At 66.8% G+C, this 25,869-nt stretch carries 25 protein-coding genes and 6 pseudogenes; 1 reads left to right on the top strand and 30 read right to left on the bottom strand.

What is annotated here, in order from left to right:
* Positions 1–95: 95 nt before the first annotated feature.
* Entirely contained in the window at positions 96–1,184 is a 1,089-nt protein-coding gene (locus tag ASD25_RS01375) for a transcriptional regulator (RefSeq protein ID WP_056614314.1), read from the top strand.
* Here the strand turns inward: ASD25_RS01375 and lpxB are convergent.
* The 30 genes and pseudogenes from lpxB to ASD25_RS31530 form a co-directional block, all read right to left on the bottom strand.
* Entirely contained in the window at positions 1,181–2,347 is a 1,167-nt protein-coding gene (gene lpxB, locus ASD25_RS01370) for a lipid-A-disaccharide synthase (protein ID WP_056614312.1), read from the bottom strand. The genes ASD25_RS01375 and lpxB overlap by 4 nt on opposite strands.
* The gene (locus ASD25_RS01365) at positions 2,344–3,186 is read right to left on the bottom strand and encodes an LpxI family protein (RefSeq protein ID WP_056614310.1); all 843 of its coding nucleotides are present in this window, start codon (positions 3,184–3,186) and stop codon (positions 2,344–2,346) included. Before ASD25_RS01365 ends, lpxB begins: the two co-directional genes overlap by 4 nt.
* Positions 3,183–3,971 carry an acyl-ACP--UDP-N-acetylglucosamine O-acyltransferase gene (gene lpxA / locus ASD25_RS01360; RefSeq protein WP_056614307.1) on the bottom strand — a complete coding sequence of 263 codons (789 nt, stop codon included), beginning with the start codon at positions 3,969–3,971 and terminating at the stop codon, positions 3,183–3,185. Before lpxA ends, ASD25_RS01365 begins: the two co-directional genes overlap by 4 nt.
* Entirely contained in the window at positions 3,968–4,435 is a 468-nt protein-coding gene (gene fabZ, locus ASD25_RS01355) for a 3-hydroxyacyl-ACP dehydratase FabZ (RefSeq protein WP_056614304.1), read from the bottom strand. Before fabZ ends, lpxA begins: the two co-directional genes overlap by 4 nt.
* 26 nt (positions 4,436–4,461) lie before the next feature.
* Positions 4,462–5,466, bottom strand: coding sequence for a UDP-3-O-(3-hydroxymyristoyl)glucosamine N-acyltransferase (gene lpxD / locus ASD25_RS01350; RefSeq protein ID WP_056614302.1), 1,005 nt, complete (start codon positions 5,464–5,466; stop codon positions 4,462–4,464).
* A 7-nt stretch (positions 5,467–5,473) separates the two neighbouring features.
* On the bottom strand, positions 5,474–6,055 hold the full coding sequence (locus tag ASD25_RS01345) for an OmpH family outer membrane protein (protein WP_056614300.1): 582 nt from the start codon (positions 6,053–6,055) through the stop codon (positions 5,474–5,476).
* A 36-nt stretch (positions 6,056–6,091) separates the two neighbouring features.
* A complete protein-coding gene (bamA, locus tag ASD25_RS01340) occupies positions 6,092–8,515 on the bottom strand; it encodes an outer membrane protein assembly factor BamA (protein ID WP_056614829.1) in 2,424 nt (807 codons plus the stop codon).
* Between the two features lie 32 nt (positions 8,516–8,547).
* Positions 8,548–8,802, bottom strand: a pseudogene (locus tag ASD25_RS29045) (site-2 protease family protein); the annotation flags it as partial.
* A gap of 55 nt (positions 8,803–8,857) precedes the next feature.
* A pseudogene (locus tag ASD25_RS29040) lies at positions 8,858–9,112 on the bottom strand (site-2 protease family protein); the annotation flags it as partial.
* Between the two features lies 1 nt (position 9,113).
* Positions 9,114–10,227 (bottom strand): RIP metalloprotease (locus ASD25_RS01335; protein ID WP_156389167.1); only part of this gene is annotated, 1,114 nt, incomplete at its 3' end.
* Between the two features lie 23 nt (positions 10,228–10,250).
* Complete coding sequence (gene dxr, locus ASD25_RS01330) at positions 10,251–11,447, bottom strand: 1-deoxy-D-xylulose-5-phosphate reductoisomerase (RefSeq protein WP_056614293.1); 1,197 nt, start codon at positions 11,445–11,447, stop codon at positions 10,251–10,253.
* On the bottom strand, positions 11,444–12,259 hold the full coding sequence (locus ASD25_RS01325; protein WP_056614290.1) for a phosphatidate cytidylyltransferase: 816 nt from the start codon (positions 12,257–12,259) through the stop codon (positions 11,444–11,446). Before ASD25_RS01325 ends, dxr begins: the two co-directional genes overlap by 4 nt.
* Positions 12,259–13,023: a polyprenyl diphosphate synthase gene (uppS, locus tag ASD25_RS01320; protein WP_056614288.1), complete on the bottom strand. Its 765-nt coding sequence runs from the start codon at positions 13,021–13,023 to the stop codon at positions 12,259–12,261. Before uppS ends, ASD25_RS01325 begins: the two co-directional genes overlap by 1 nt.
* Positions 13,024–13,052: 29 nt before the next feature.
* The gene (gene frr / locus ASD25_RS01315; protein WP_056614285.1) at positions 13,053–13,610 is read right to left on the bottom strand and encodes a ribosome recycling factor; all 558 of its coding nucleotides are present in this window, start codon (positions 13,608–13,610) and stop codon (positions 13,053–13,055) included.
* Positions 13,611–13,645: 35 nt separating this feature from the next.
* A complete protein-coding gene (gene pyrH / locus ASD25_RS01310) occupies positions 13,646–14,386 on the bottom strand; it encodes a UMP kinase (protein WP_056614283.1) in 741 nt (246 codons plus the stop codon).
* 61 nt (positions 14,387–14,447) lie between these two features.
* Complete coding sequence (locus ASD25_RS01305) at positions 14,448–15,374, bottom strand: hypothetical protein (protein ID WP_056614281.1); 927 nt, start codon at positions 15,372–15,374, stop codon at positions 14,448–14,450.
* 16 nt (positions 15,375–15,390) lie between these two features.
* A complete protein-coding gene (locus ASD25_RS01300; protein ID WP_056614278.1) occupies positions 15,391–16,992 on the bottom strand; it encodes a ribonuclease J in 1,602 nt (533 codons plus the stop codon).
* Positions 16,989–17,768 carry a type III pantothenate kinase gene (locus ASD25_RS01295; RefSeq protein WP_056614275.1) on the bottom strand — a complete coding sequence of 260 codons (780 nt, stop codon included), beginning with the start codon at positions 17,766–17,768 and terminating at the stop codon, positions 16,989–16,991. Before ASD25_RS01295 ends, ASD25_RS01300 begins: the two co-directional genes overlap by 4 nt.
* A complete protein-coding gene (locus tag ASD25_RS01290; protein WP_056614272.1) occupies positions 17,768–18,517 on the bottom strand; it encodes a biotin--[acetyl-CoA-carboxylase] ligase in 750 nt (249 codons plus the stop codon). Before ASD25_RS01290 ends, ASD25_RS01295 begins: the two co-directional genes overlap by 1 nt.
* A 6-nt stretch (positions 18,518–18,523) precedes the next feature.
* Positions 18,524–19,969 carry an NADH-quinone oxidoreductase subunit NuoN gene (nuoN, locus tag ASD25_RS01285; protein ID WP_056614269.1) on the bottom strand — a complete coding sequence of 482 codons (1,446 nt, stop codon included), beginning with the start codon at positions 19,967–19,969 and terminating at the stop codon, positions 18,524–18,526.
* A gap of 7 nt (positions 19,970–19,976) precedes the next feature.
* Positions 19,977–21,343, bottom strand: a pseudogene (locus tag ASD25_RS01280) (NADH-quinone oxidoreductase subunit M).
* A gap of 11 nt (positions 21,344–21,354) precedes the next feature.
* On the bottom strand, positions 21,355–23,316 hold the full coding sequence (gene nuoL / locus ASD25_RS01275) for an NADH-quinone oxidoreductase subunit L (protein WP_056614267.1): 1,962 nt from the start codon (positions 23,314–23,316) through the stop codon (positions 21,355–21,357).
* A gap of 2 nt (positions 23,317–23,318) precedes the next feature.
* Positions 23,319–23,453, bottom strand: a pseudogene (locus ASD25_RS33020) (NADH-quinone oxidoreductase subunit K); the annotation flags it as partial.
* Position 23,454: 1 nt separating this feature from the next.
* A partial coding sequence (nuoK, locus tag ASD25_RS01270; protein ID WP_235562538.1) for an NADH-quinone oxidoreductase subunit NuoK occupies positions 23,455–23,738 on the bottom strand: 284 nt, incomplete at its 3' end.
* Positions 23,739–23,836: 98 nt separating this feature from the next.
* Entirely contained in the window at positions 23,837–24,073 is a 237-nt protein-coding gene (locus tag ASD25_RS33015) for an NADH-quinone oxidoreductase subunit J (RefSeq protein ID WP_369816534.1), read from the bottom strand.
* A 124-nt stretch (positions 24,074–24,197) separates the two neighbouring features.
* Positions 24,198–24,311, bottom strand: a pseudogene (locus ASD25_RS33010) (NADH-quinone oxidoreductase subunit J); the annotation flags it as partial.
* Positions 24,312–24,441: 130 nt separating this feature from the next.
* Positions 24,442–24,933: an NADH-quinone oxidoreductase subunit NuoI gene (gene nuoI / locus ASD25_RS01260; protein ID WP_055829299.1), complete on the bottom strand. Its 492-nt coding sequence runs from the start codon at positions 24,931–24,933 to the stop codon at positions 24,442–24,444.
* A complete protein-coding gene (locus ASD25_RS01255) occupies positions 24,933–25,148 on the bottom strand; it encodes a hypothetical protein (RefSeq protein ID WP_056614264.1) in 216 nt (71 codons plus the stop codon). Before ASD25_RS01255 ends, nuoI begins: the two co-directional genes overlap by 1 nt.
* On the bottom strand, positions 25,145–25,378 hold the full coding sequence (locus ASD25_RS01250) for a hypothetical protein (protein ID WP_156389154.1): 234 nt from the start codon (positions 25,376–25,378) through the stop codon (positions 25,145–25,147). The genes ASD25_RS01255 and ASD25_RS01250 overlap by 4 nt, the downstream gene beginning before the upstream one ends.
* Positions 25,375–25,869 (bottom strand): annotated as a pseudogene (locus ASD25_RS31530) (NADH-quinone oxidoreductase subunit H); the annotation flags it as partial. The gene ASD25_RS01250 and the pseudogene ASD25_RS31530, both read right to left, overlap by 4 nt.

Raw genomic sequence — 25,869 nt, 5'->3', positions numbered from 1 at the left:
GGCCCGCGCCCCGGCGTTTTTCGTTGGACGTCGGGCCATTGCCTTGGCGCGGTTCATGGGTGAGGCTGCGCGACATCCGGGGTCCTTCTGAACACATGCCGCACGGCCGCTTTCGCTTCGACCGCTTCCAGCTCGACACCGGCGATCGGCTCCTGAAGCGGGACGATACGCCGGTCGAACTCAACGCCCGTTATTTCGACGCCCTCGCCCTGCTGGTGCGCGAGGACGGCCGGCTGGTCTCCAAGGACCGCTTCCTCGACGAGGTCTGGCGCGGCGTGCCCGTCACCGACGAGGCCCTGACCCAGTGCATCCGCACCATCCGCCGACAGCTGGGCGACGACGCATCCCGCCCCCGCTTCATCGAGACGGTGCCCAAGCACGGCTACCGCTTCATCTCGCCCGTGACCCCGGTTCTTCCGGAATCCCGCGTCGACGCCGCGCCCGTTCCACCCTTCGCTCCAAAGGCGGCGCCTGTCTCACCCTGGTCGACCCTGTTCCGATACGCCGGGCCCGGAATGATCGGGGGCGGGGCGGCCGGTGTTCTGGGCGGTCTCTTCTACGGCCTGATCGTCGCCGCCCAGCCCCTGCAGTCCGGTATGGGGGCAGTCTCGATCATTCTGGTTCTGATCTGCCTGACCGCCGCGGTCGGCATTCTGGGCGGTGGCGGCGTCGGCCTCGGGATCGCAGGCGGGACCATGTCCCCCGGCCGCCCCTGGCTGGGGAGCACGCTTGGCGGAGCCGTCGGCGGGATGATGATAGGCGGGTTGGTCAAGCTGATCGGCTCCGACGCCTTCAGCCTGTTGTTCGGCCAGAGCCCCGGCGAGATCACCGGCGCGTTTGAGGGCGCCCTGCTGGGCGGCGCGATCGGTTTCGGCGTCTGGCTGGGTCCCCGGATCGGAGGACCTTCCTCGCCCGCCCACGCCGTCGCCGTCGCCGGCCTGGCGGGCGGAACCGCCGGGGCGCTGATCCCCCTGCTGGGCGGCCGTTTGATGGGCGGCAGCCTGCAGCAACTGGCCGCCAGCTTCCCCAACTCCCGGCTCGGAATCGACCGGATGGGCGCCTTTTTCGGCGAGAGCAGCTTTGGTCTGGTCAGCCAGATCGTCACCGCCGGTCTGGAAGGCGCCACGTTCGGCGCCTGCGTGGCGGTCGCCATACGGCTGGCGAGGCGCCGGCCGGTCGCCTAGGCCGCCTTGCTTGCGATGACCCGCAGCACCGCGTCGGCGGCGATCTCCGAGGGATCGCGCCCCTCCCGCCCCATCAGGTCCAGCGCCGCCGTTTGTCGGTCCGCCTGCTTGCGCCGCGCCTCCGGGTCGGCCAGCAGTCGCCCGACCTCGGCCGCCAGCTTTTCGGGGGTGGCGTCCGTCTGGATCAGTTCGCGCGCGATCTCTTCATCGGCGGCGTGGTTGAACAGGGTCGCGTATTTGCCGGTGAAGAACGGCTTCATGATCGCATAGCTGAGCGGCTGGAAACGGTAGGAGATCACCATCGGCGCGCCCGCCAGCGCCAGTTCGGTCGACACCGTCCCGCTCGTGGCCAGAGCCACCGTAGCGGCGCGCATGGCGGCGTATTTCTCGTTCTCGGCGACGAGATGCGCCCGGAAGGGCCAGCCCGCGACCCGGCCGGTAACGTCGTCGGCCACCGTACCCGCCGCCACGACCGCGACCTCCAGCGTCGGGTCGGCCGCCTTCAGCGTCTTCACTGCGGCCTCGAAGACGGGCGTCATCAGCCGGATTTCCGACGGCCGGCTGCCCGGCAGAACCAGCAACAGCTTCGCGTCGGGCGCGATCCCCCGCGACTCGCGGAAGGCCGCCGCGTCCGCGTCCCCAAAATCGACATGCAGCGCCTGAGAGCCCACGACCGTCGTCGGCAGCCCCTCCCGCTCGAACCACGGCGCATCAAAGGCATAGAGAGCCAGCAGATGGTCGACTGACGCCGCCAGCGTCTTCGCCCGGCCGGGCCGCGAGGCCCAGACCTGGGGTCCGACGTATTTTATCAGCGGCACGCCCGGCAGCGCCGTCTTCAACGCCTTGGCCACCCGAATGGTGAAGCCCCAGCTGTCGATCAGCACCACGGCGTCCGGCTTTTCGGCGACCGCCAGCGCAGCCGTGTCGGCGAGCCGGCGCTTGACCACGCCATAGGCCTTCAGCCCTTCCAGCCAACCGAGAATGGAAAGTTCGGCGATATCGAAAGGGCTCTGCACCCCCTGTTCCGCCATCCGTGGTCCGCCCACGCCGACGAAGACCACGTCAGACCCGAGCCGCGCCTTGAGCGCCATCGCGAGCCCGGCGCCGAGAGCGTCGCCCGACGCCTCGGCCGCCACCAGCATGATCTTCAACGGCCGGCTCATTCGCTCCTGTCGCCCCAGACGAACAGACCCAGCCGGTCGGCCGCCTCGACGATGGCGGCGTGATCGATCAGGATCAGCTTTCCGGCCACTCCGCCGACGCCGGCCAGCCCGGCCGCGGCGGCCATCTCGATCGTCCGCGCGCCCATCACGGGCATGTCGACCCTCAGATCCTGGATCGGCTTGGGCGCCTTGCCCAGCGCGCCCTTGCGGTCGCTGGCCGAGCCGCGCAGGTCCGCCGGGAGAGCCGCGACCCGGGCCAGCATTGCGTCCGTGCCTTCCTGGGCCTCGACAGCGAGCACCAGACCGTCGCAGACGACCGCGCCCTGCCCGATATCCAGTTCACCAGCTTTTTCCGCGACATGAAGCGCTTTCCTGAGATCGGAAAGCTGCTCTTCGGACGGCTTCACAGCGCCCAAAGCCCCGCCCGGCAGGGTCTCCCCGCCGAGAATGTCGTCCGCGCCCTCGATGGCGTAACCCTCGTTCTCGAACACCGACAGGATCTTGCGCAGCAGGGCGTCGTCGCCCTTGCTGGCCGCCGCCACGATGCCCGGCAGCAGGGTCGCGCCCTTGAAGTCCGGCTTGAGGTTCTTGAAGTCGGGTCGGTTCACCGTCCCCGCGAAGGTCACCGCGGCACAGCCCGCCTTCTTCAGCGCAGAAAGAACTTTTCCGATCTCGGCCATGCCGGCCTCGATGCCCGGATAGCGGGCCAGATGCGGATCGGCGAACCCCGTCAATCGCACCACGAACACCGGCCGACCCTCGGCCTCGCACCTCGCCGCCACCGATATCGGCAGAGCGCCGCCGCCGGCGATCAGGCCCAGTTTTCCCGGACCGCTCATTCGCCCGGCAGGCACAGGGGACGTTTGCCGTCCTCGCGGATGAAGGCCGTGATCTCCATGATCTCGGGCAGGTCGGCGTATGCGCCCTCGACCGCATCCAGGCGCTCGGCGAAGGTCCCGCCGCCCTCGAACAGATCGCGGTAGGCGGCCAGCAGGCGGCGGATGGCCGTCTTGTCGTAACCTTTCCGTTTCAGCCCTATCAGGTTCAGCCCATGCAGCCGCGCATGATTGCCCCAGGCCGAGCCATAGGGGATGACGTCGCGCGTCACCGCCGCCAGACCGCCGACGATAGCGCCCTGCCCCACCCGGCCGTTCTGGTGCACGGCGGCCAGACCGCCGAGGAAGACCTTGGACCCGACCCGGGCATGCCCCCCCAGGGTCGCGTTGTTGGCCATCACAACATTGTCTCCGACCACGCAGTCATGGCCGACATGGGCGCCCGTCATGAACAGGCCGTTCGAGCCGACACGGGTCACGCCCGTACCCTGCGGCGTGCCGCGGTTGAAGGTCGAATGTTCGCGGATGCTGTTGTCGGTCCCGATCTCCAGCCGAACCGTCTCGCCCTTGTAGCCGGTGTGCTGCGGGTCGCCGCCGATGACGGCGAAGGGATGGATCACCGTCCGCGCGCCCACCGTCGTGTCCTGTTGAACCACGGCATGGCTGACCAGCCGTACGTCGGCCTCCAGCACAACGCCCGGACCGACGATGCACCACGGCCCGATCTCGACGCCGTCGGCGATCCGCGCGCCGGCGTCGACGACCGCTGTGGCGTGTATGCGGCTCATGCGGCCACCGGCTTGTCGACGGTGACCATCATGGCGGCGAAGTCCGCCTCCGAGGCCAGCTTGCCGTCGATGAAGGTCTCACCGCGGAATTTAAAAATGTCGCCGCGCATCTTCGTCACGATGACCTTCATGCGCAGCTGGTCGCCCGGACGCGCCGGCTTGCGGAAGCGAACCCCGTCGATGGACATGAACATGATCACCTTGCCCTCGACCGAGACATCCATCGACTTGGACATCAGCAGCGCGCCCGTCTGGGCCATGGCCTCGATGATCATGACGCCGGGCATGACCGGGTCGATCGGGAAATGGCCCGGGAAATAGGGCTCGTTATGGGTGACGTTCTTGATGCCGGTGATCGAGGTGTTCGGCACGAAGTCCTCGGCCTTGTCGATCAGCAGGAAGGGATAGCGGTGGGGCAGCCGCCGCATCACCTCGGCGTAGTCGATCTTCCCGTCGTCACTCATCCTGCGGCCTTCCTCGCGGGCGGCGCCTAGGAACGCGCCTTTCCGGACGCCTGTTTGGCGAGCCAGATCGTTTCACGCAAGAACTGACGCAGAGGTTTGGCCGGATAGCCGGACCATGTTTCCCCCGCGGGAATGTCCGCCAGCACCCCTGCGCCGGCAGCCACGCGCGCGCCCTCGCCGATCCTGATATGGTCGCCAATCCCCGCCTTACCGCCGAAAATGACGTTGTCACCGACGATGACCGAGCCGGAGATTCCGGTGTTGGCGGCCAGCAGGCAGTTACGGCCGATCACACAGTTGTGGCCGATCATGACCAGATTATCGATCTTGGTGTTCTCGCCGATGACCGTGTCGTCATAGGCGCCGCGGTCGACGCAGGAGTTGGCTCCGAGGGTCACCCCGTCCTGCAGAATCACCCGGCCCAGCTGCGGAATATCGACAGGTCCAGCCTTCGAACCGGCGGCGCCGAAGCCCGCCTCGCCGATCCGGGCGCCCGAATAGATCTTCACCCGGTCGCCGATGAGCGCGAAGGCGATCGTCACGTTCGAGGCGATCTGGCAGTCGCGTCCGATCTGCACGCCGGGTCCGATGACGGTATTGGCGCCGATCCGCGAACCGCGCCCGATGCGGGCCCCCTCGCCGATCACGACGCCCGGCTCGAAGACGACAGACGCGTCCTCGGCCGCCTCGCGAAGGTCGGAAGCGGCGTCCAGCGATACGGGACGGTGGAACAGGGCCGAGGCCCGCGCCCAGGCGGCCTGGGCCTCGCCGGATACGATCACGGCGGCGCCCGCCGGCGCGAACCCGGCCGCGCTCGCGGGCAGGATCACGCAGCCTGCGCCGGTTTCCATCAGGGCTTGCTGGAATTTGCGGTCGCCGAGGAAGGCGACATCGTTCGGCCCCGCCGAAGCCAGGGGCGCGACGGCGGAGACCTGACGGTCTCCGCCTCCATGCACTTCGCCGCCGATCCGCCCGGCCAGCTCGGCGACGCTGAGCGCCGGCAAGCTGTCGAAGAAGCGCGGATCGGGCATGGCGTCCTTACTGCGCGGGAGCCTGGACCGGCACCGGCATGCGGTTGAAGCTGAGCGTCGGCAGAGCCGTGTTCAGACGCTGGATGACCACGTCGGTGACGTCCATGGCCGGGTTGGCGATGTAAACGGCCGAGCGGTCCAGCAGCAGGCCGCAGCCGCGCTCCTGATAGACGGCGACCAGGATCGGGTCGGCAGCCTGGGCGATAGCGCGGATCTGCATCTGCTGGGTGTACTGCAGCTCCTGCTGGCGGGTCTGCTCGAGTTGCTGGGCCTCCTGGGCGCGCTGCTGCAGCGCCTGACGGCGCGTACCCTGCGGGTCGGCGGCGGCGCCGCCCTGCTGCAGTTGCTGGGCTTCGGTCTGGATCGCGGCGCCGTAGGGCTGGAGTTCGCCCTGAACCTCGGTGATCAGGCGCTGCATGCCCGTCTGGACGGCCACGCCGGCGGTCGATTGGGCCAGCATGCGGTCATTGTGGAAGACGCAGACGCCGGGGATGACCGGGCCGGGGTTGGCGGGAGCCTGGGCCTGGGCGGCGGCCGAACCGGCGGCCAGCGAAGCGAGCGCGAAAGCGCCGATAGCGAACAGTTTCATCTTGAACCTTTGCGCGGGACCGGGTCCCGCATTTTTCTAGAACTGGGTTGAAGTCGAGAAGCGGAACGTTTCTGTCTTGTCGTACTCTTCCTTGCCAAGGATATGGCTGAGGTCGAAGCGGATCGGGCCCATGGGCGAGCGCCAGTGAATGCTGAGGCCGGCCGAGGCGCGCAACTCCAGCTCATCAACGATGTTGGGATCCGGGTTGCCCAGCGAATTCACCGTATACCGGTCATCCAGAACACCCAAAGTACCCACGTCGGCGAACAGCGAGGTCTTGATGCCGTACTGCTCGGGCAGGAAGTTCGGCAGCGTCACTTCGAGGGTGCCGATCGCATAGAAATTGCCGCCGAGGGCGTCGGTCGTGTTCAGGTCGCGCGGACCCAGACCGGCCGTTTCGAAGCCGCGGAAGCTGTTGCCGCCCTTGAAGAAGCGATCGTTGATGCGGATAGGATCGCCGCCCCATCCCGAGATATAGCCGGCCGAGGCCGTGGCCGTGACGATCCAGTTGGGGGTGATGCCCCAGTAGGCCGACATGTCGCCTTCGGTCTTGGTGTAATTCACATCGCCGCCGATGCCGGCGAAGTCCTGACGGAACGAGCCGGTCCAGCCGCGCGTCGGGCGGACGGGGTCGTTCCGGCGGTCGACCAGCAGGGTGTAGCCGGCCGAGGAGTTCAGGAACGAACCGACCTGATCGCACAGGGCGTTCGAGCCCTGACCGAGGACCGAGCAGTAGCCCGCCGGCACGATGATCTCGTCGCTCTTCAGGAAGTAGCGGGTGCTCAGCAGCGTATAGCCGTTCAGCGGATACGACAGGCGCACGCCGCCGCCGGTCGAGCGGTAGTCGTAGGACGAATATTCGCTGAGATCGTAGCGCGAGTGGAAGGCGTCGAAGCCGGCGCGCAGGTCACGGCCCAGGAATTTCGGCTCGGTGAAGCGGAAGTCGATCTGCTGGCGCAGCGAGCCCCATTCCAGGCGGGCGACGACATTCTGGCCCCGGCCGCGGAAATTCCGCTCGGTGATGCCCAGGTTGACGACGAAGGAGTCGACCGAGCTGAAGCCGGCGCCGACCGAAAGCTCGCCCGTCGGCTGCTCCTCGACGGTGACATTGATGACCGAACGATCAGGGGCCGAACCGCGCGCTTCCTCGACCGTGACGTCCTTGAAGAAGCCGAGCGCCCGCAGGTTGTTGCGCGAACGCTCCTGGAGGGTGCGGTTGAAGGCGTCGCCCTCGGTCAGCATCATCTCGCGGCGGATGACGTTGTCGAGGGTGCGGGTGTTGCCGATGACGTTGATCCGGTCGACGTAGACGCGCTGGCCTTCCTTGACGTTGAAGGTGACGTCGACCGTGTCGGTATCGGGATTCGCACGATAGGTCGGATCGATCTCGACGAAGGCGTAGCCGGCCGAACCGGCCGCGAACGTCAGGGCGTCGACCGCCGTCTCGATCTTGTCGCTCTCGTACAGATCACCGGTCTGGATCGGCAGCAGCATCTTGAGGAAGTCGGCGTTCAGACGGTCGTTCTCGGTGACGACCTCGACCGTGCCGAAATTATACTTGTCGCCCTCGTCGACGGTCAGGGTGATGCCGAAGGCTCCGTCGTCGGGGGCAAGTTCGGAGATCGCCGACAGGACCCGGAAATCGTAATAGCCGCGGTTGGTGTAGAATTTCCGCAGCTGCTCGCGATCGTAGTCCAGACGGTTCGGATCGTAGTTATCGTTGGTCGTGAACAGGCGATACCAGGCCGACTCCTGTGTCACCATCACGCCGCGCAGGTCGTTGTCCGAGAAGGCGGTGTTGCCGAGGAAGGTAATGGCGCGCACGCCGGTTTCAGGGCCTTCGTCGATCTCGAACACCACGTCCACGCGGTTCTGTTCCAGCTGGACGATCTTGGGAGTCACGGTCGCCGAAATACGGCCCGACAGGCGGTACAGCTCAACGATCTTGCCGACGTCTTCCTGGATGCGGGCGCGGGTGTAGATGCCGCGCGGCTTCAGGGTGACTTCCTCGGTCAGCTTGTCTTCGCTGAGCGCGCCGTTCCCCTCGAACACCACCTGGTTGATGATCGGGTTCTCGACGATATCGACGATGAGGTCGCCGTTGGAGACGCCCAGCTGGACGTCAGCAAACAGCTGGGTGCGGGTCAGGGTGCGGACGGCGACGTCCAGCACCGAGGCGTCCACCGTGTCGCCGGGCTGGATCGGCAGATAGGACAGGATCGTGGTCTGGTCGATGCGCTGGTTGCCGCGCACCAGGATCCGGTTGACCACGAGCCGCTCTTCCTGAACCACGGCCGGCCGGGGGGCCGGAGCGGCCTCGACGGGCGCGCCCGGCTGGATGGCCGGTTGAGCGGTCTGGGCCAGCGTCGGGCCCGCCAGACCTGCCGCGACCGCAAGGGCCAGCAGGCTCGGGCTCAGGCGCCGGGCGAAATAAAGGACGGACGCGTCTTGTCGGATCATGCGGGGGACCATCGGGGGCTGGCGTCGGCTCGTCATGCGAGCCCGCCGAGGAATTTGAACAGGCTCAGCTTTTGCAAGTCGTTCCAGGTGGCGAACAACATCAATCCCGCCAGCAAAGCAAGACCGACGCGATAGCCAGCCTCCTGAACGCGGGCGGGGACTGGCCKGCGSGCCACAGCTTCATAGCCGTAGAACAGCAGGTGGCCCCCATCCAGAACCGGAATCGGCAGCAGATTAACAATGCCAATTCCGATCGAAACTATGGCGGCGAACTGAAGAAACGTCAGACGGACGCGTCTTGTCGGATCATGCGGGGGACCATCGGGGGCTGGCGTCGGCTCGTCATGCGAGCCCGCCGAGGAATTTGAACAGGCTCAGCTTTTGCAAGTCGTTCCAGGTGGCGAACAACATCAATCCCGCCAGCAAAGCAAGACCGACGCGATAACCGACCTCCTGAACGCGGGCGGGGACTGGCCTGCGCGCCACAGCTTCATAGCCGTAGAACAGCAGGTGGCCCCCATCCAGAACCGGAATCGGCAGCAGATTAACAATGCCAATTCCGATCGAAACTATGGCGGCGAACTGAAGAAACGTCAGNCGACTACTGGCAGGCCAAGGCCGATGTGCTGCAGGCGGCCAAGGAAGCGTTGGACGTAGAACAGCAGGTGGCCCCCATCCAGAACCGGAATCGGCAGCAGATTAACAATGCCAATTCCGATCGAAACTATGGCGGCGAACTGAAGAAACGTCAGGGCGAGGTTGGCGGCCATGTATCCGGGGTCGGGATTCGCCGCCACAGCCTGACGGGTGACCCCCCCCGCCGCCTTGGCGATTCCGAGCGGACCGTTCAGCAGATCGCCCGATTCCTTGCCGGTGAAGATGCGGCCGATGTAGGTGCCGGTCGTCGCCACGGTGTCGCCGATGGTGTCCACGCCCTTGCCGGCGGCCTCAAGCGGGTTCAGCCGGCGGAATTTGAAGTCCTGCGCCAGCGGCGACATCTCCAGCCCGATCCGCGCGATGCGCACGCGTCCGGCCAGTTCGTCGTTCTCGATCCGGCGCTCGGGAGTCGCAGTCAGGAAGACCTGCTGTCCGCCCCGGTCGACAGTGAAGCGCAGCGGGTCGCCGGCGCTCATGATCACGATGCGTGTGACCTCGGACCCTTCCAGCACCGGCTGGCCGTTGACGGCGACGATCAGGTCGCGAGGCTGGAAGCCGGCTTCGGCCGCCGGCGTGCCGGGCGCGACCCTGGCCACGCGCGGGGCGACGATCTGCTCGCCCACGACGCTGAACAGGATGGTGAAAAGTACGATCGCCAGCAGGAAATTCGCCGCCGGCCCCGCGGCCACGATCAGGGCGCGCTGCCAGATCGGCTTGAAATGGAAATAGTCGCGCTCGGCCCCGGCCCCGCCCTCGGCGACGACCCGCTGCTTCAACTCTGCGAGGCCCGCCTGATCCGGCACGCTGGACGCATCCAGATCGCCGGAGAATTTGACGTATCCGCCCAGCGGCAACCACGCCAGCCGCCATTCGGTGCCGCGCTTGTCTGTCCTGGCGACGATGGTCTTGCCGAAGCCGATGGAGAAACGGTCGACCTTCACGCCGAATGCGCGCGCGACAAGGAAATGGCCCAGCTCATGGATGGTGACGATGAACGTCAGCACCAGAAGGAAGGGCACGATGTAGAGCAGCGCCTGGCCGAGAAAGCCCGTCATGCCGATAAGGGTCCCCTCTGCCGTCAGGCTGCCGCCGCGATGCCCCGGATGATCGATTCCGCCGTCCGTCTCGCCTGCGCATCGACCGCAAGGGCCGCGTCGCATGCATCGTCCGAACAGGAAACCGCCCCCGGGGTCGTCACGCGCGACAAGGTGTCGGCGACGACTGCGGCAATATTGAGAAAGCCCAGCCGACGGTCAAGAAAGGCCAGCGCCGCGACCTCGTTGGCCGCGTTGAACACGGTCGGCGCCGCTCCGCCCGCCTGCAGCGCCTGCCGGGCCAGTTTCAGGGCGGGGAACCGCTCGTCGTCGGGCGCCTGGAACGTCAGTCGGCCCAGCGCGGCCAGATCCAGCTTCGGCGCCTTCCAGGCGATCCGGTCGGGCCAAGCCAGCGCGTAGGCGATCGGCGTCTTCATGTCGGGCGGCCCCATCTGGGCCAGGGTCGAGCCATCGACGTATTCGACCATGCTGTGAATGATCGACTCGGGGTGCACGACGACCTCGATATTGTCGGACGGCATGTCGAACAGATAGGCCGCCTCGATCGCCTCCAGCCCCTTGTTGGCCATGGTGGCGCTGTCGACCGAGATCTTGGCGCCCATGCTCCAATTCGGATGGGCCACGGCCTGTTCAGGCGTGATCGCGCCCAGACTTTCGCGCGGCATGGTGCGGAACGGTCCCCCGGACGCCGTGAGCACCAGTTTCGCTACCCGTTCGGGCGCGTCGTGCGGAAAGACCTGATGGATGGCGGAATGTTCGGAATCCACGGGGATCAGCCGGCCGCCCGACCGCCGCACCCGCTCGATCAGCGCCGGGCCGCAGCAAACCAGACTTTCCTTGTTGGCCAGGGCCAGGGTCGCGCCCGTCGACGCCGCCGCCCAGGCCGAGCGCAGCCCCGCCGCCCCGACGATGGCCGCCATGATCCAGTCAGTGGGCCGGGTCGCGGCCTCGATGATGGCTTCGTCTCCCGCTGCGGTTTCAATGCCCGTACCCGCCAGCGCGTCTCGCAGCTCATGCAGCCGGGCCGGGTCAGCGGTCACCGCGATCGCCGGCTTCCAGCGCCGGGCCTGTTCGGCCAGCCGGGCGATATTGGCCCCGCCGGTCAGGGCCACGACCTCGAAGGCGCCCGTTCCCGCGGTCTCGATCTGGTCCATCAGGTCCAGCGTCGAGCAGCCGACCGAGCCGGTCGACCCCAGAACGGTGACGCTACGCCGGATCACGCCCCGCCCCCGAACAGCCCGACCAGCAGCCGCCCGCAGGCCACCACCACCACGGCGAACATCAGGCCGTCCACCCGGTCGAGCAGGCCGCCGTGGCCGGGGATCAGCTTGCCCGCGTCCTTGACGCCATAACGCCGCTTCAGCGCCGACTCCCACAGGTCGCCGGCCATGGTGGCCAGCGCCGCCGCAAGTCCCAGCACTGCGCCCCAGGCCGGATTGATCCCCATGTCGAGGAAGGCCGCCAGCAGGGCGCCCGCGCCGGTGCCCGCCGCCAGACCGCCGATGAAGCCCGACCATGTCTTGTTGGGCGAGAAGCGCGGCCACAGCTTGGGTCCGCCGACCAGGCTGCCGACCAGATAGGCCATGATGTCCGACGCCCAGGCGATGGCGAAGGCCGACACCGTCCACGCCAGCCCCGACGCGCTGTCAACATCCCGCAGCCAGATCAGCAGCACCGCCGGCCAGCCGAGGTAGAGCACCCCATAGGCCGCATCCAGCGCTTCCTGCCCGCGATTGCGCGCGAAGAGCCCGGCTGCCACGGCGCCGAAGACCAGCATCACCAGCGCAAGGGACAGTTGCTGCGCATGGGCCGCCACAACGCCGGCGACCAGTCCGAACCCGACGGCCCCGGCCATGACGCGCCACGCCTTCGAGGCGCTCATCGTCGCCCATTCGACCGCCAGCAGGGCGCAGGCCGCCAGCATCAGTCCCAGGAACCAGAAGCCGCCGGCCCAGATGGCCAGGACGGCGGCGGGAGCCAGCACGACGGCCGAGGCGGCCCGAATTCCTATGTCGCCCGCCTTGACCGCCATCAGCTGACCGCGAGAGCCGGCGCCGCGCCCGGCGTGGCCCGGCCGCCGAAACGGCGGTCCCGGTTGCGGTATTGTTCGACAACGTCGGCCAGCGCGTCATGCCCGTAGTCGGGCCAGAGCACGTGCTGATAGACCAGCTCGGCGTAGGCGGCCTCCCACAGCAGGAAGTTCGACAGCCGCTGCTCGCCCGACGTCCTCACGATCACATCCACGGGCGGAGAGCCGGCGGTGGACAGACCCTGTCCCAATGACTCCTCGTCCAGCGGTCCCGTCGCCTTGCCCGCCAGCACCTGATCGACATGGCGCTGCGCCGCGTCGACGATGTCCGCCCGGCCGCCGTAGTTGAACGCGACCTGCAGGGTGAATTTGTCGTTGTGAGCCGTCGTCGCCTCGGCCCTGTCGATGATGGCGGCGATGTCGGCAGGCAGGCCGGTCCGGCGGCCCAGGATTCGCACCCGCACCCCCTCGCGAACCAGCCGCTTCAGATCGCTGGCGACGTACGAGCGAACCAGTCCCATGAGGTCCGAGACTTCTTCCGCCGGCCGGCTCCAGTTCTCGGTCGAGAAGCCGAACACGGTCAGACAGCGAATGCCCAGCGCCGGCGCGGCCTGGATGGTCCGCTTCAGCGCCTGCACCCCCTCGCGATGCCCCATGGCCCGCGGCAGCCCGCGCGCTTCAGCCCAGCGCCCGTTGCCGTCCATGATCAGGGCGACATGGCGCGGCCCGTCAGTCGGCGCGGCGGGATAAGAGGGTTTGGCGGGCATCAAGGACTATCCTACGGCAAATCGCGCCGTCAAACCTGCATGATCTCGACTTCCTTGGTCCTCAAGGCCTCGTCGATGCGCTTGATCGCCGCGTCCGTGTCCTTCTGGACCTCGGTTTCCATCTTCTTCTGCTCGTCCTGGCTGATTTCGCCCGCCTTCTCGGCCTTCTTCAGGTCCTCGTTGGCGTCGCGGCGCACGTTGCGAACGGCGATCTTCTGTTGCTCGCTGTACTTCCCGGCCAGCTTGGCCAGATCCTTGCGGCGTTCCTCGGTAAGCGGCGGCACCGGGATGCGCAGCATGGTGCCGTCAACAATCGGGTTCAGGCCCAGGCCCGCGGCGCGGATGGCCTTTTCGACCGGCCCGACCATCGACTTGTCCCAGACGCTCACCGAGATCATGCGCGGCTCGGGCACGCTGATCGCGGCGACTGCATTCAGCGGCGAGGCCGAGCCGTAGGCCTCGACCCGCACAGGATCCAGCAGGCCGGCGTTGGCGCGGCCCGTGCGCAGGCCGTTGAATTCTTCCTTCAGCGCGGCGACGGACTTCTCCATACGCTCGCGGTAGGTTTTCAGGTCGGGCTTGGCCATGGTCGTTTCTCTCGCGTTTTCTTGGCTTTGGCGGCTCAGGCGGCCTTGTTGGAAGAGATGACCGTAAAGGTCCCCTCCCCCGTCAACGTCCGGCGCAGCGAATTGTCTTCCCGGATCGAGAAGACCACGATCGGGATGCCCGAGTCACGCATCAGGGCGATGGCCGAGGCGTCCATGACCTTCAGATCTTTCGCCAGCACATCGTGATAGGTCAGGGTCTCGTACCGCGTCGCGGTCGGATCCTTCTTCGGGTCGGCCGTGTAGACGCCGTCCACGCTGGTGCCCTTCAGCAGGGCGTCGCAGCCCATCTCGGCGGCCCGCAGGGCGGCGCCGGAGTCCGTGGTGAAGAAGGGCGCGCCGACGCCGGCGGCAAAGATCACCACCCGGCCCTTTTCCAGATGACGCAGGGCCCGGCGGCGCACATAGGGCTCGGCGACGGCGTTCATCGTCAGGGCGCTCTGCACCCGTGTCTGGACGCCGATCTTCTCGAGCGCGGCCTGCATGGCCAGCGCGTTCATGACGGTCGCCAGCATGCCCATATAGTCGGCAGTGGCGCGCTCCATGTCCCCGGCCGCCTTGCTCAGCCCGCGGAAGATGTTGCCGCCGCCGATGACGAGGCAGATCTCGATCCCGTCGCGAGCCACGTCGGCCACGGCCTTGGCCACGGTGGCGACCGTCTTCTGGTCGATGCCATAGCCCTGATCGCCCATCAGGACTTCGCCCGAAACCTTCAGCAGGACGCGCTTGTAACGGAACTCTGAGGGGGCGTCGGGCATGGGGCGGTCCTGGGCGGCGGATTCGGCTCCTTATAGGTAGGCCCCGCGCGGGATTCAAAGACTACCAACACGTCGCGCCGATTCCTGGTGCGCGGATAGAGAGCAGGATGCGGCTGCGCTGCTCGCGGCTGATCGCCCCGGACGCCTCCAGAATGCAGCCGACCACCGTATTCGAGTTCGGCGCCAGCATGCCGTAGCGCAGATTGCGCGCGTCGAGCGCGGCTCTCGCCCGCTCGAGAGCCGCCGGAGCGGCCGCGACCTGGGCCGGGTCGTCTGTGATCAAGGTGATCTCGTGCAGCGCCTGACCTGAGCTGGGAAAATCATAGGCCTCGCGGTCATAGGTCGTCACCTGCGCGCCGAGCTGGTTACCCTCCGGCAGGTCGGGATCGAATTTCGCATTCTGACTGGCGGAAAAGACCAGCGCCGGCCCGCTCTCGGGCACGACCAGAATGTAGGCGTGGCGAGGAAACATCAGGTAGTGCGCCGGCCATTTGGTGACGCCGACCCATGGAGCGCCGTCAGGGCCCAGCGCACGCGCCCCGACATAGACGCCCGACGGCAGCGTCCGGCCGTCGATCCGTCCGAACCGCGCCACGATGTGATCCGCCATGACATGGTCGAGCAGGAATATCCCCCTGCTGGCCTCCCGGCTGAAATAGGCCCGGATGTCCGCCGCGGCCGGCCGGCTACCCAGCCGTTGGCCATAGACAGCTTCAAAAGCACCCGCGGACATCGCCTTGCCGTCCGCCGGGCTGAACCACAGGCTGCGCAGCTCATGGATCGAACGGTCCAGCGGGTTGGCCCCGCGGAAGGCTGTCAGGCTCAGCGTCAGGTTCACGGCGGCGAAAAGCAGCACGACGCCAATGACGGCCTGCAGCAGGATCAGCGACCATTTGCGCCATCCATGCAGCGGATGGCGCGCGTGCCGGACATGCTCCAGCGTCGCGCGGCTCCGGGCCTTCAGCCGATCCCGCACGCGCTGGGTCATCCGCGGCGCTCCGGAACTACATCCGCAGGATGATCGTCTCGACGATCGGACGGCGGTCCCAGATCTGCTGGCTGGCCTTCTTCAACGCTCGCGAGACGGCCTGTTCGATGACCATCTCGTCCTCCAGCGCCGCGCCCTTCAGCTTGTTGACCGCCTGTTCGGCGCGCTCGGCCAGATCGTCCAGGGCGTCGCCCAGCGGCGATTCCGCATCGCCCGGCAGGCCAATGGCCCGCACGTCGATGTCGCTGACGATCTTGCCGCGCTTGTCCATGGCGAAGCTGACGATCAGCACGCCGTTGGTCGAGGCGTGACGGCGCTCGTGCAGGGCCTCGCCGGGGGCGAGTCGCACCATGTCGCCGTTGCGCGGGGTAACCGCCTCGGCGACGCCCATGTCCTTCGCCAGATTGGCGTGCTCGGCCAGATGGCGGCGCATGCCGTGGGTCGGGACCGAGATGCGCGGACGGGCCCATTCGTACATCTGCTTCATCTCGTCCCGGCACGGGTGGCCGGAGACGTGGACGTGCGGATGGTCCTTCTCGGTGTAGAGCCGCACCCCGCGGTCGGCGAGCCGGTCCTGCAGCGCCGCGATGGACAGCTCGTTCCCCGGGATGACCCGCGACGAGAAGATGCAGTGGTCGCCCAGCCCCAGCTTGATGACCGGGTGGGTCCCTTGCGAGGCGCGCGACAGGGCCGCGCGATCCTCGCCCTGACTGCCGGTGCACAGGTACAGGATCTCGTCCGCCGGCCAGACGCGGGCCTCCTCCTCGGACAGGATCCGCTGGCTGTCGCCAAACAGGCCGACGTGTTTCGCGGCCGCCGTGATCCGGTGCATCGACCGCCCGGCCAGCGCCACGCGGCGTCCGGCCAGTTGGGCGGCCTTCATCACGCTGACCATCCGGGCCACGTTCGAGGCGAAACAGCCCACCGCGATCCGGCCAGTCTTCAGGCTGCCGATCAGTTCGATCAGACCCGCCTGCGCGTCCGTCTCGGACCCCGCCTGCCCTTCAACGAAGACGTTCGTGGAATCGCAGACCATGGCCAGCAGACCTTCGTCGCCCAGCTTTTTGATCGCCTCGATGTCGGTCGGCTTGCCGATCACCGGCGAGGGATCCAGCTTCCAGTCGCCCGTGTGGAACACGGTGCCCAGCGGCGTCTTGATGGCCAGCGCGTTCGGCTCGGCGATCGAGTGGGTCATGGTGATCATGGTCACCTGGAACGGCCCCAGATCGATGGTCCCGCTCAGCGGCACCTCGACGATCTTCACGTCGTTCAGAATGCCCGCCTCGCGCAGCTTCTCGCGGATCAGGAAGGCGGTGAACGGCGTGGCGTAGATCGGCGCCTTGATGCGGTGCCACAGCCAGCCCAGCGCGCCGATATGGTCCTCGTGCGCGTGGGTCAGGACGATGCCGCGGATATTCTCACCGTCCAGGAAGGCCGGATCGGGCACGATCACATCAACGCCCGGCGTTGACAGGTCGCCGAAGGTCACGCCGACGTCGACGATCAGCCACTGGCGGTTCGCTTCCGGCCCGTAGCCGTAGCAGTTCAGGTTCATACCGATCTCGCCCGACCCGCCGAGCGGGACGAAGACGAGTTCGTCGTTGGGGTTCTTTTTCATACGTCCTTTAGATGGGTGTTCCGCCGCCATATTTCGAGCAGGCCGCGGATAGTGAGGTCCGGATCAAACCGGTCGATTGATTCTGTTGCGCCTTCGAACAGCGAGGCGACCCCGCCGGTTCCGATGACGGTCATGGGCTTGCCCCACTCCGCCTTGATGCGCGCGACCAGGCCTTCGATCAGGGCGACATAGCCCCAGAAGACGCCCGATTGCATGTTGGAGACGGTGTCCTTGCCGATCACCCTGTCGGGCTTCTGGATGGCGATACGGGGCAACATTGCGGCGGCCTCGTGCAGGGCCTGCAGCGACAGGTTGATGCCGGGCGCGATCACGCCGCCTTCAAAGGCCCCGTCGGCGGCCACCACGTCGAAGGTCGTGGCCGTGCCGCTGTCGATGACGATCAGGTCGCCCGGATAGACCATATGCGCGCCGATGGCGTTGACCAGCCGGTCGGCCCCCGCCTCGCTCGGCTTGGTGATCCGCGCCGTCATGCCCAGCTCGACGTTGTCGCCGATCACCAGCGGCTCGACCGACAGATAGCGCCGCGACAGGTTGCGCAGGTTGAAGATCGACTGCGGCACGACGCTGGAGATGATGCACCCGTCCAGCTGGCCGATCGCCAGACCCCGCATGGCCAGCAGCTGGCTCAGCCAGACCGCATATTCGTCGGCCGTGCGGCTGGCCTCGGTGGCCGTGCGCCACTGGGCGATCCAATCGCTGCCGTCATGGACCGCGAACAGCGTGTTGGTGTTGCCCTGCTCGATCGCCAGAAGCATTACGCGGCCTCCCCGAAAAACACGTCCCCGGCCGAGATCAGCCGCAGCGAACCGTCCGCCAGTCTCAGTTTCAGCGCCCCGTCCGGCGCCACGCCCTCGGCCCGGCCTTCAAGCGTCTCGCGCCCCAGCCGCGCCACGGCGGGCCCCTCCAGCCCCGGCGTCCGCGCTTGCCAGGCGTCGAGGATGGGCTGGAAGCCCAGCGTCTCCCACCGGTCCATCCAGACCGCAAAGGCCTCGGCCAGCAACGCCGCCGCAGCCTCAACCGTCGGCGGCGTCAGCACGTCTCCGCGCAGATGATGGACCAAGGCCGTCGCCGGCCGCTCGGTCCCCTCGGGCGCTTGCGCCAGATTGACCCCGATCCCGACCGCCAGCCACAGGCCGCCGCTGTCGTGCGCACCGGACTCGACCAGCACGCCCGACGTCTTCTCGCCCGCCAGCATCACGTCATTGGGCCATTTGATCGTCACCAGCGACGGCGGCGCCCAGGCGTCCAGCAGGTCCGCGATGGCGAGCGCCGCCACAAACGTCACCTGCGCCGCCTCGGCCGGCGGCTTGTGCGTCACGTGCAGCAGGGTGGCGAAGAGATTGCCGCCTTCGCTGGCCCATTCGCGGCCGCGCCGACCCCGCCCGGCCGATTGCCGGCGCGCGACGATCCACAGCGGGCCCGTTTCGCCGGCCTCGGCGCGTCGGCGCGCGTCCGCGTTGGTGGAGTCGGTTTCTTCGAGCAGCAGGATCGGAGCGGCGGGCATCGCGCCCTATCCGGCTCCGAACCCGACAGCGGCGGCGCGGGCCAGCGGCTCGAGCCAGGTCAGACCGACGATCACCAGCGGGAAGCTGAAGGCCGCGGCGGCCCAGGCGATCGTCTTCGCCTCGATCGGCGAGGCGTCGGTCGGCTCCACGCCTTCCGGCGCCTTGTCGAACCACATGAGCTTGATGATGCGCAGATAGTAGAAGCCGGCCACGACCGAAGCCACCAGACCGGCGGCGCCGGCCATCCAGTAGCCCGCGTCGGCGGCCGCACCGAAGACGTAGAACTTGCCCCAGAAGCCCGAGAACGGCGGCATCCCCAGCACCGACAGCGACAGCACGGTCAACGCAATGGCCGTCACCGGCTTGTCTTTCCGCAGCCCGGCCAGATCGGCGATCTTCCGGATCGGCCGCCCGCCGCGCGACAGCGACAGCAGGATGGCGAAGAAGCCGAACTGGTCGATGACGTACAGGGTCATGAACAGCAGCATGGCCTGGATGCCCAGGGTCGTGCCCGCGGCGATGCCCAGCAGGGCGTAGCCGATATTGGCGATCGACGAATAGGCCAGCAGCCGCTGGATGTCCTTCTGCGCCAGACCGCCGAACGAACCGACGGCGAACGAAATCAGCGAGATCAGGATCAGCACCTGCGCCCACTGGTCATGCGACCCGGCGAAGGCGCCTTCGAGCGTGCGGGCGATCAGCACCATGGCCGCGACCTTGGGGGCCGTGGCGAACAGGGCCACGACCGGCGTCGGCGCGCCCTCGTAGACGTCCGGCGTCCACATGTGGAATGGCGCTGCCGAGACCTTGAAGGCCAGACCACAGATCAGGAACACCAGACCGAACACCAGACCCGTCGATTGATTGGTCGCGGCGTAGGCGGCGATCTCGTCGAACCGCATCGAGCCGGCGAAGCCGTAGATCAGGCTCGCGCCGTACAGCAGCAGGCCCGACGACAGCGCGCCCAGCACGAAATACTTCAGCCCCGCCTCGGACGCCTTCAGGTCGTCGCGGTGGAAGGCGGCCAGCACATACAGGGCCAGCGAATGCAGCTCGATGCCGATGTAGAGCGAGATCAGATCGCCGGACGACGCCATCATCCCCATGCCGGCCGAGGCCAGCACGATCAGGATCGGATATTCGAACCGTGCGATCTTCGTCCGGTGCATCCAGCCGCCGCCCAGAATGATGGCGACCGCGCTGGACAGGAAGATCACGGCCTTGCCGTAGACGGCCAGCGGATCGGCCACATAGGCGCCATTGAACGCCTGCCCCAGCGGACCGGTCACGGTCACGGCCGTGGCCGCGACCAGCAGGGCGACCGACAGGGCCGACACCAGCTTCGCGCTCCTGTCGCCCATGAAGGCGCCGAGCATCAGCAGAACCAGACCGCCGACGGCGAGCGTGCTCTCGGGGGCGGAAAGGCGAAGCGCTAGATCAAGATCAGGCATCATGGTCTCACCCGCCGATCGCAAGTTGATAGGCGGAAGTCAGGGCCTCGACCGAGGCGGCGGTATAATCCAGCACCAGACCGGGCTGCACACCCAGCCACAGGGTGCCGATGATCAGCGGGACGAAGATCAGCAGCTCGCGCTTGTCGATGTCGGTGATCGTCTTCAGCGCCGGGTTGGTGATCTCGCCGAACATGACGTTGCGGTACAGCGTCAGCGCATAGACCGCCGAGAAGATCACGCCCGTGGCCGCGAACAGCGCCGTCCAGGTCGAGACGCCATAGACGCCCGTCATGGTCAGGATCTCGCCGATGAAGCCACTTGTGCCCGGCAGGCCGACGTTGGCCATGGTGAACATGAGGAAGATGGCCGCGAACCACGGCATCCGGCTGGTCAGACCGCCGTAGAAGGCGATCTCGCGGGTGTGCATCCGGTCATAGACCACGCCGACGCAGAGGAAGAGCGCGCCCGAGATCAGGCCATGGCTCAGCATCTGGAAGACGGCGCCCTGCACGCCCAGATCGTTGCCGGCGAAGATACCCATGGTCACGAAGCCCATGTGGGCGACCGACGAATAGGCGATCAGCTTCTTGATGTCCGTCTGCCGGAAGGCGACCAGCGAGGTGTAGACGATGGCGATGGCCGACAGCACGAAGACCAGCGGCGCGAACATCTTCGACGCGTCCGGGAACATGGGCAGGTTGAACAGGATGAAGCCGTATCCGCCCAGCTTCAGCAGAATGCCGGCCAGAATGACCGAGCCCGCGGTGGGCGCCTGCACGTGGGCGTCCGGAAGCCAGGTGTGGACCGGCCACATCGGCATCTTGACCGCGAACGAGGCGAAGAAGGCCAGCCACAGCAACGGCTGCGCCGTCGGGCTGAAGGCGTATTCCTTCAGCGCCGGAATGCTGGTGGTGCCCGTCTCGGCCGCCATCCACAGCATGGCCAGCAGCATCAGGACGGAGCCCAGCAGGGTGTAGAGGAAGAATTTGTACGAGGCGTAGATCCGGTTCGCCCCGCCCCACACGCCGATGATGATGAACATCGGCACCAGGGTGCCTTCCAGCTGGCCACGATGCAGATCGGCATCAGGAAGGCCGTCAGCAGGACGAACAGGATCGAGATCCCGTCCACGCCCATGAAATACTGGGCGCCCGCGAACCACTCATAGCGTTCGGTGAACTGATAGGCGGCCGTCGACGGATCGAAGGTCGCGACGAGCACGGCGGCAACCGCCAGCGCCACGACCGTGGTCGCCAGCGCGATCCAGCGCGCGGCGTTGTCGGCTCCGGCCTTGTTGAACAGGCGCGCCAGCAGGATGAGGCCCGCGCCGACCAGCGGCAGGAAGGTGACGACGCTGAGGATGTAGGGGATCTGGGGCAAGATCAGGCTCCCCACGCATAGATGGCGAAGGCGAGGAAACCGGCCACGCCGAGCAGCATCACGAACGCATAGTGGTACACATCCTTGGCGCCCTTCACAAACACGGCGTCATACAGCTCGTCGAAATACCATTTGTTGTAGAGGAAGCCGTGGATGACCCCTCCCCGGTCGGCCATGCGGCGCGCCATGCCTTCCTTCAGCACATAGAGCCAGAAGGCGAAGGCGGTGCCGATCAGCGTCAGGATCAGCGGCGACCACTTCACCCAGGTCGGGACGGAGTGGCTGTCGTGCAGGACGTGGTTGCTCTCGGCGACGAAGATCGCGCCACGCCAGAAGTCGTGTTCGTGGTGGCCGATGAAGTACGGGGCGAAGACCAGGCCAGCGGCGACGGCGCCAACCGACAGCACCAGCAGCGGAACCAGCATCACCCATGGGCTCTCGTGCGGATGCAACGGGCCGTGGTGGCCGTGGTCATCGTGCGCGTGGTCATCGTCGCCGATCGGCTCGGAATGGGTTTCCAGCTGGGCGTGCGAGGCGTGATCGTCATGCCCGTGCGCATGATCATCGTGATGCGCGTCCTTCCACACCGGCTTGTTGTGGAAGGTCATGAACACCAGCCGCCAAGAATAGTAGGCGGTCAGGCCCGCGGCCAGAATGCCGACCAGGAAGGCGAACAGCCCCATGGCGCTGTGGCCGTTGGAGAATGAGGCGAAGGCGCTCTCGATGATGGAGTCCTTGGAGTAGAAGCCCGCGAAGCCGCCGACCCCGGGGATGCCCAGGCCGGTGATGGCGATGGTGCCGATCGTCATCACCGCATAGGTGACCGGCAGCAGCTTCCACAGCCCCCCCATCTTCCGCATGTCCTGCTCGTGATGCATCCCGTGGATCACCGAGCCGGCGCCGAGGAACAGCAGGGCCTTGAAGAAGGCGTGGGTGAACAGGTGTAACATGGCGGCCTGATAGGCGCCGACGCCCGCCGCGAAGAACATGTAGCCCAGCTGCGAACAGGTCGAATAGGCGATGACCCGTTTGATGTCGTTCTGGGCCAGACCGACCGTGGCGGCGAACAGGGCAGTGATGGCCCCGACCAGGGCGACGATGCCCGAGGCCACCGGCGCATATTCGAAGATCGGGCTCAGCAGGCAGACCATATAGACGCCGGCGGTGACCATGGTTGCCGCGTGGATCAGGGCCGACACGGGCGTCGGACCTTCCATGGCGTCCGGAAGCCAGGTGTGCAGGAAGAACTGGGCCGACTTGCCCATGGCGCCGACGAACAGCAGGAAGGCCGCCAGATCGATCGCCGAGCCCAGGAATTCCCAGCCCGTGCCCGCCTTGGAGGCGATCATCGGGAACAGCTCGGCGAACTGGATCGTGCCGAACATCCAGAAGACGGTGAAGATGCCCAGGGCGAAGCCGAAGTCGCCGACGCGGTTGACCACGAAGGCCTTGATGGCGGCGGCGCTTGCCGTGGACTTCTTGTACCAGAAGCCGATCAGCAGATAGGACGCCAGCCCCACCCCTTCCCAGCCGAAGAACAGCTGCATGAAGTCGGCGGCGGTCACCAGCGCCAGCATGGCGAAGGTGAACAGCGACAGATAGGCGAAGAAGCGCGGCTTGTCGGGATCCTCCGACATATAGCCCCAGCTGTAGAGGTGGACGAGCGATGACACCGTCGTCACCACGACCAGCATGGTCGCCGACAGGGCGTCGACCCGGATCGACCAGACCGACTGGAAATCGCCGACGTTGATGAAGGGGAACAGCTCGACCGTGAAGGCCGCGAGGCCGCCCCAGATCCACTGGCTGAACACGATCCAGGCGACCGCGCACGAGAAGAACAGCAGGCCCGTGGTGATCGACTTGGAAATCAGGTCGCCGAGCCGGCGGCCGGACAGGCCGACGATGGCCGCGCCGAGCAGGGGGGCGAAGACGCCGAGAGTGACGAGGGTCTCGAGGTTCACGATCAGCCCTTCATCACGCTGGCGTCGTCAACCGCGATGTCGCCGCGGTTGCGGAAGAAGGTCACCAGAATGGCCAGTCCCACGGCGGCCTCGGCGGCCGCGACGGTCAGGACGAACATGGCCATGATCTGCCCCTGNTCAACCGCGATGTCGCCGCGGTTGCGGAAGAAGGTCACCAGAATGGCCAGTCCCACGGCGGCCTCGGCGGCCGCGACGGTCAGGACGAACATGGCCATGATCTGCCCCTGCACGTCGTTGAGGTAGGCCGAGAAGGCGACGAAATTGATGTTCACGGCCAGCAGGATCAGCTCGATCGACATCAGGATGATGATGACGTTCTTGCGGTTCACGAAGATGCCGAAGACCCCGATGGTGAACAGGATGGCGGCGACCGCCAGATAGTGCTGCAGGGTGATTTCCATCAGAGCAGATCCTCGGACGAGATGCCGGCGCCGGTCTCGACGGATTTGACTTCCATCGCCGTCTTCGCNCGCCAGATAGTGCTGCAGGGTGATTTCCATCAGAGCAGATCCTCGGACGAGATGCCGGCGCCGGTCTCGACGGATTTGACTTCCATCGCCGTCTTCGCATCGCGGCCGACCTGGCGGGCGACGTTCTGGCGCTTGATATTGGGCTTGTGGCGCAGGGTCAGCACGATGGCCCCGATCATGGCGATCAGCAGCACGATCCCCGCCGCTTGGAAGATGTAGACATAGTCCGTGTACAGAACACGCCCGATGCTCTCGACGTTCGACATCTCCGCCGTCGCCGCCACCGGCCCGATGGCGTCCGACGCCGCCCCACMGCTTCACGAAGTCGACGTCCAGCATCATGACGACGAACAGGAACAGCACCGCCACCGCGCCGACGTAGACGACGACCAGCAGCATGGCCAGGAACTCCGCCCCCAGCAGGACGAACAGTCCGGCCGACGAGAAGAAGGCCAGGATCAGCCACAGCACGCTGTGCACGGGGTTCTTCGCCGTCACGACCATCAGGCCGCCCAGCACGGCCACCGCGGCCAGCAGATAGAAGGCAATGCCTTGCAACATCGGAGGCCTTCGCCCCTTTCGGACTGTGGGCGGCGATCCCTGTCGGAATCACGGCCCGGTGAGCGTCTGCGCCTTAACGGTAAGGCGCGTCGAGTTCCAGATTTTTGGCGATCAGCCGTTCCCAGCGGTCGCCGTTCGCGAGCAGCCGGTCCTTGTCGTAAAGCAGTTCCTCGCGGGTCTCGGTCGTGAACTCGGAGTTCGGACCTTCCACGATGGCGTCCACCGGGCAGGCCTCCTGGCAAAGGCCGCAGTAGATGCATTTGACCATGTCTATGTCGTAGCGGGTCGTGCGGCGGCTGCCGTCGGCGCGCGGCTCGGACTCGATGGTGATCGCCTGTGCGGGACAGATGGCCTCGCACAGCTTGCAGGCGATGCAGCGTTCCTCGCCGTTCGCATAGCGGCGCAGGGCGTGCTCGCCCCGGAAGCGCGGCGACTGCGGATTGCGCTCGAACGGATAGTTCACCGTGGCCTTGGGGCGGGCCATATATTTGAACGACAGGCCGATCGCGCCGATCGCATCGATCAGAAGCGCGCCCTTCGCGGCCTGGACGAGACGGTTCAACATTACTGGCTGGCTCCGGGGCGTACGCACTCGCGGGCGTAACGTTCGCTCTGCTTGTCCATGGTCTCGCAGCGGCGCAGGCGCTCCGCCTCCTGCTGCTGGATGCGTTCCTGACGCTGTTCCCACTGACGGGCCGACACGGGGTCGGCCTCATAGGTCGGTATGGTGCAGGCGGACAGCATGGCCGCGGCCAGTAGAAGGGTCAGGGACCGGATCATTGGCCGCGCCTCACGACCTTGTCGCAGCCTTCGGGCTGATCGTCGCGCTCGCTGCGATCGGACCGGCAGGCCGGGTGGTTGCGGTCCGTGCGTTCGCGCGTCCGCTCGGCCCGTTCGAGCCGGCCCATGGGCGAGCTGACCTCGGGCTCGATCGGCCGGAAGATGGTCTGGCAGCCGCCGGCGGCCAGCGCCGCCAGCATCAGGCCAGAAAGGGCGAGGATGCGGATCATGCGCCCACCGCGAACACGCGCCATGCGGCGACCACGACGACGCAGACCAGCGAGGTCGGCAGACGATCTTGCCCAGGAAGGTGACCAGATAGATCGCCTGCTCCAGCCAGCCCGGCAGGCTGTCCAGCCAGTCCTGCGGCACGCCCGGGTTCCAGCCGCCGAAGAACAGCAGGCTGATCATGGCGCACATGAAGACGATGTTGGCGTATTCGCCGATCATGAACAGCAGGTACGGCGTCGAGGAATATTCGACCTGATAGCCGGCCACCAGTTCCGACTCCGCCTCGGGCAGATCGAACGGCGGGCGATTGGTCTCGGCCAGGGCCGAGACGAAGAAGATCACCGCCATCGGGATCATCACCACGATCGTCGGCCAGGTCCCGGCCCCGCCGCCGAAGGCGAACCAGTTCCAGAACATCCCCTGCTGCTGCTCGACGATCGAGGTCAGGTTCATCGTCCCGGCCAGCAGGATGACGTTGATGATCACCAGG

The organism is Brevundimonas sp. Root1423, assembly GCF_001426805.1.
The sequence above is the reverse complement of the archived record's forward strand: the minus strand, read 5'-3'. Positions and strand labels throughout refer to the sequence as shown.

Coding starts and splice junctions, on each gene's coding strand:
- ASD25_RS01325 (WP_056614290.1), bottom strand. CDS start 12,259: ATGGCGGTCAAGGCGGGCGACATAGGAATTCGGGCCGCCTCGGCCGTC.
- nuoN (WP_056614269.1), bottom strand. CDS start 19,969: ATGCCTGATCTTGATCTAGCGCTTCGCCTTTCCGCCCCCGAGAGCACG.
- ASD25_RS01295 (WP_056614275.1), bottom strand. CDS start 17,768: ATGCTTCTGGCGATCGAGCAGGGCAACACCAACACGCTGTTCGCGGTC.
- ASD25_RS01255 (WP_056614264.1), bottom strand. CDS start 25,148: ATGATCCGGTCCCTGACCCTTCTACTGGCCGCGGCCATGCTGTCCGCC.
- ASD25_RS01300 (WP_056614278.1), bottom strand. CDS start 16,992: ATGAAAAAGAACCCCAACGACGAACTCGTCTTCGTCCCGCTCGGCGGG.
- ASD25_RS01375 (WP_056614314.1), top strand. CDS start 96: ATGCCGCACGGCCGCTTTCGCTTCGACCGCTTCCAGCTCGACACCGGC.
- ASD25_RS33015 (WP_369816534.1), bottom strand. CDS start 24,073: ATGTCGAACGTCGAGAGCATCGGGCGTGTTCTGTACACGGACTATGTC.
- ASD25_RS01345 (WP_056614300.1), bottom strand. CDS start 6,055: ATGAAACTGTTCGCTATCGGCGCTTTCGCGCTCGCTTCGCTGGCCGCC.
- ASD25_RS01290 (WP_056614272.1), bottom strand. CDS start 18,517: ATGCCCGCCGCTCCGATCCTGCTGCTCGAAGAAACCGACTCCACCAAC.
- ASD25_RS01305 (WP_056614281.1), bottom strand. CDS start 15,374: ATGACCCAGCGCGTGCGGGATCGGCTGAAGGCCCGGAGCCGCGCGACG.
- ASD25_RS01365 (WP_056614310.1), bottom strand. CDS start 3,186: ATGAGCGGTCCGGGAAAACTGGGCCTGATCGCCGGCGGCGGCGCTCTG.
- ASD25_RS01250 (WP_156389154.1), bottom strand. CDS start 25,378: ATGATCCGCATCCTCGCCCTTTCTGGCCTGATGCTGGCGGCGCTGGCC.
- nuoI (WP_055829299.1), bottom strand. CDS start 24,933: ATGTTGAACCGTCTCGTCCAGGCCGCGAAGGGCGCGCTTCTGATCGAT.
- lpxD (WP_056614302.1), bottom strand. CDS start 5,466: ATGCCCGATCCGCGCTTCTTCGACAGCTTGCCGGCGCTCAGCGTCGCC.
- bamA (WP_056614829.1), bottom strand. CDS start 8,515: ATGATCCGACAAGACGCGTCCGTCCTTTATTTCGCCCGGCGCCTGAGC.
- fabZ (WP_056614304.1), bottom strand. CDS start 4,435: ATGAGTGACGACGGGAAGATCGACTACGCCGAGGTGATGCGGCGGCTG.
- lpxA (WP_056614307.1), bottom strand. CDS start 3,971: ATGAGCCGCATACACGCCACAGCGGTCGTCGACGCCGGCGCGCGGATC.
- uppS (WP_056614288.1), bottom strand. CDS start 13,023: ATGCCCGCCAAACCCTCTTATCCCGCCGCGCCGACTGACGGGCCGCGC.
- frr (WP_056614285.1), bottom strand. CDS start 13,610: ATGGCCAAGCCCGACCTGAAAACCTACCGCGAGCGTATGGAGAAGTCC.
- pyrH (WP_056614283.1), bottom strand. CDS start 14,386: ATGCCCGACGCCCCCTCAGAGTTCCGTTACAAGCGCGTCCTGCTGAAG.
- lpxB (WP_056614312.1), bottom strand. CDS start 2,347: ATGAGCCGGCCGTTGAAGATCATGCTGGTGGCGGCCGAGGCGTCGGGC.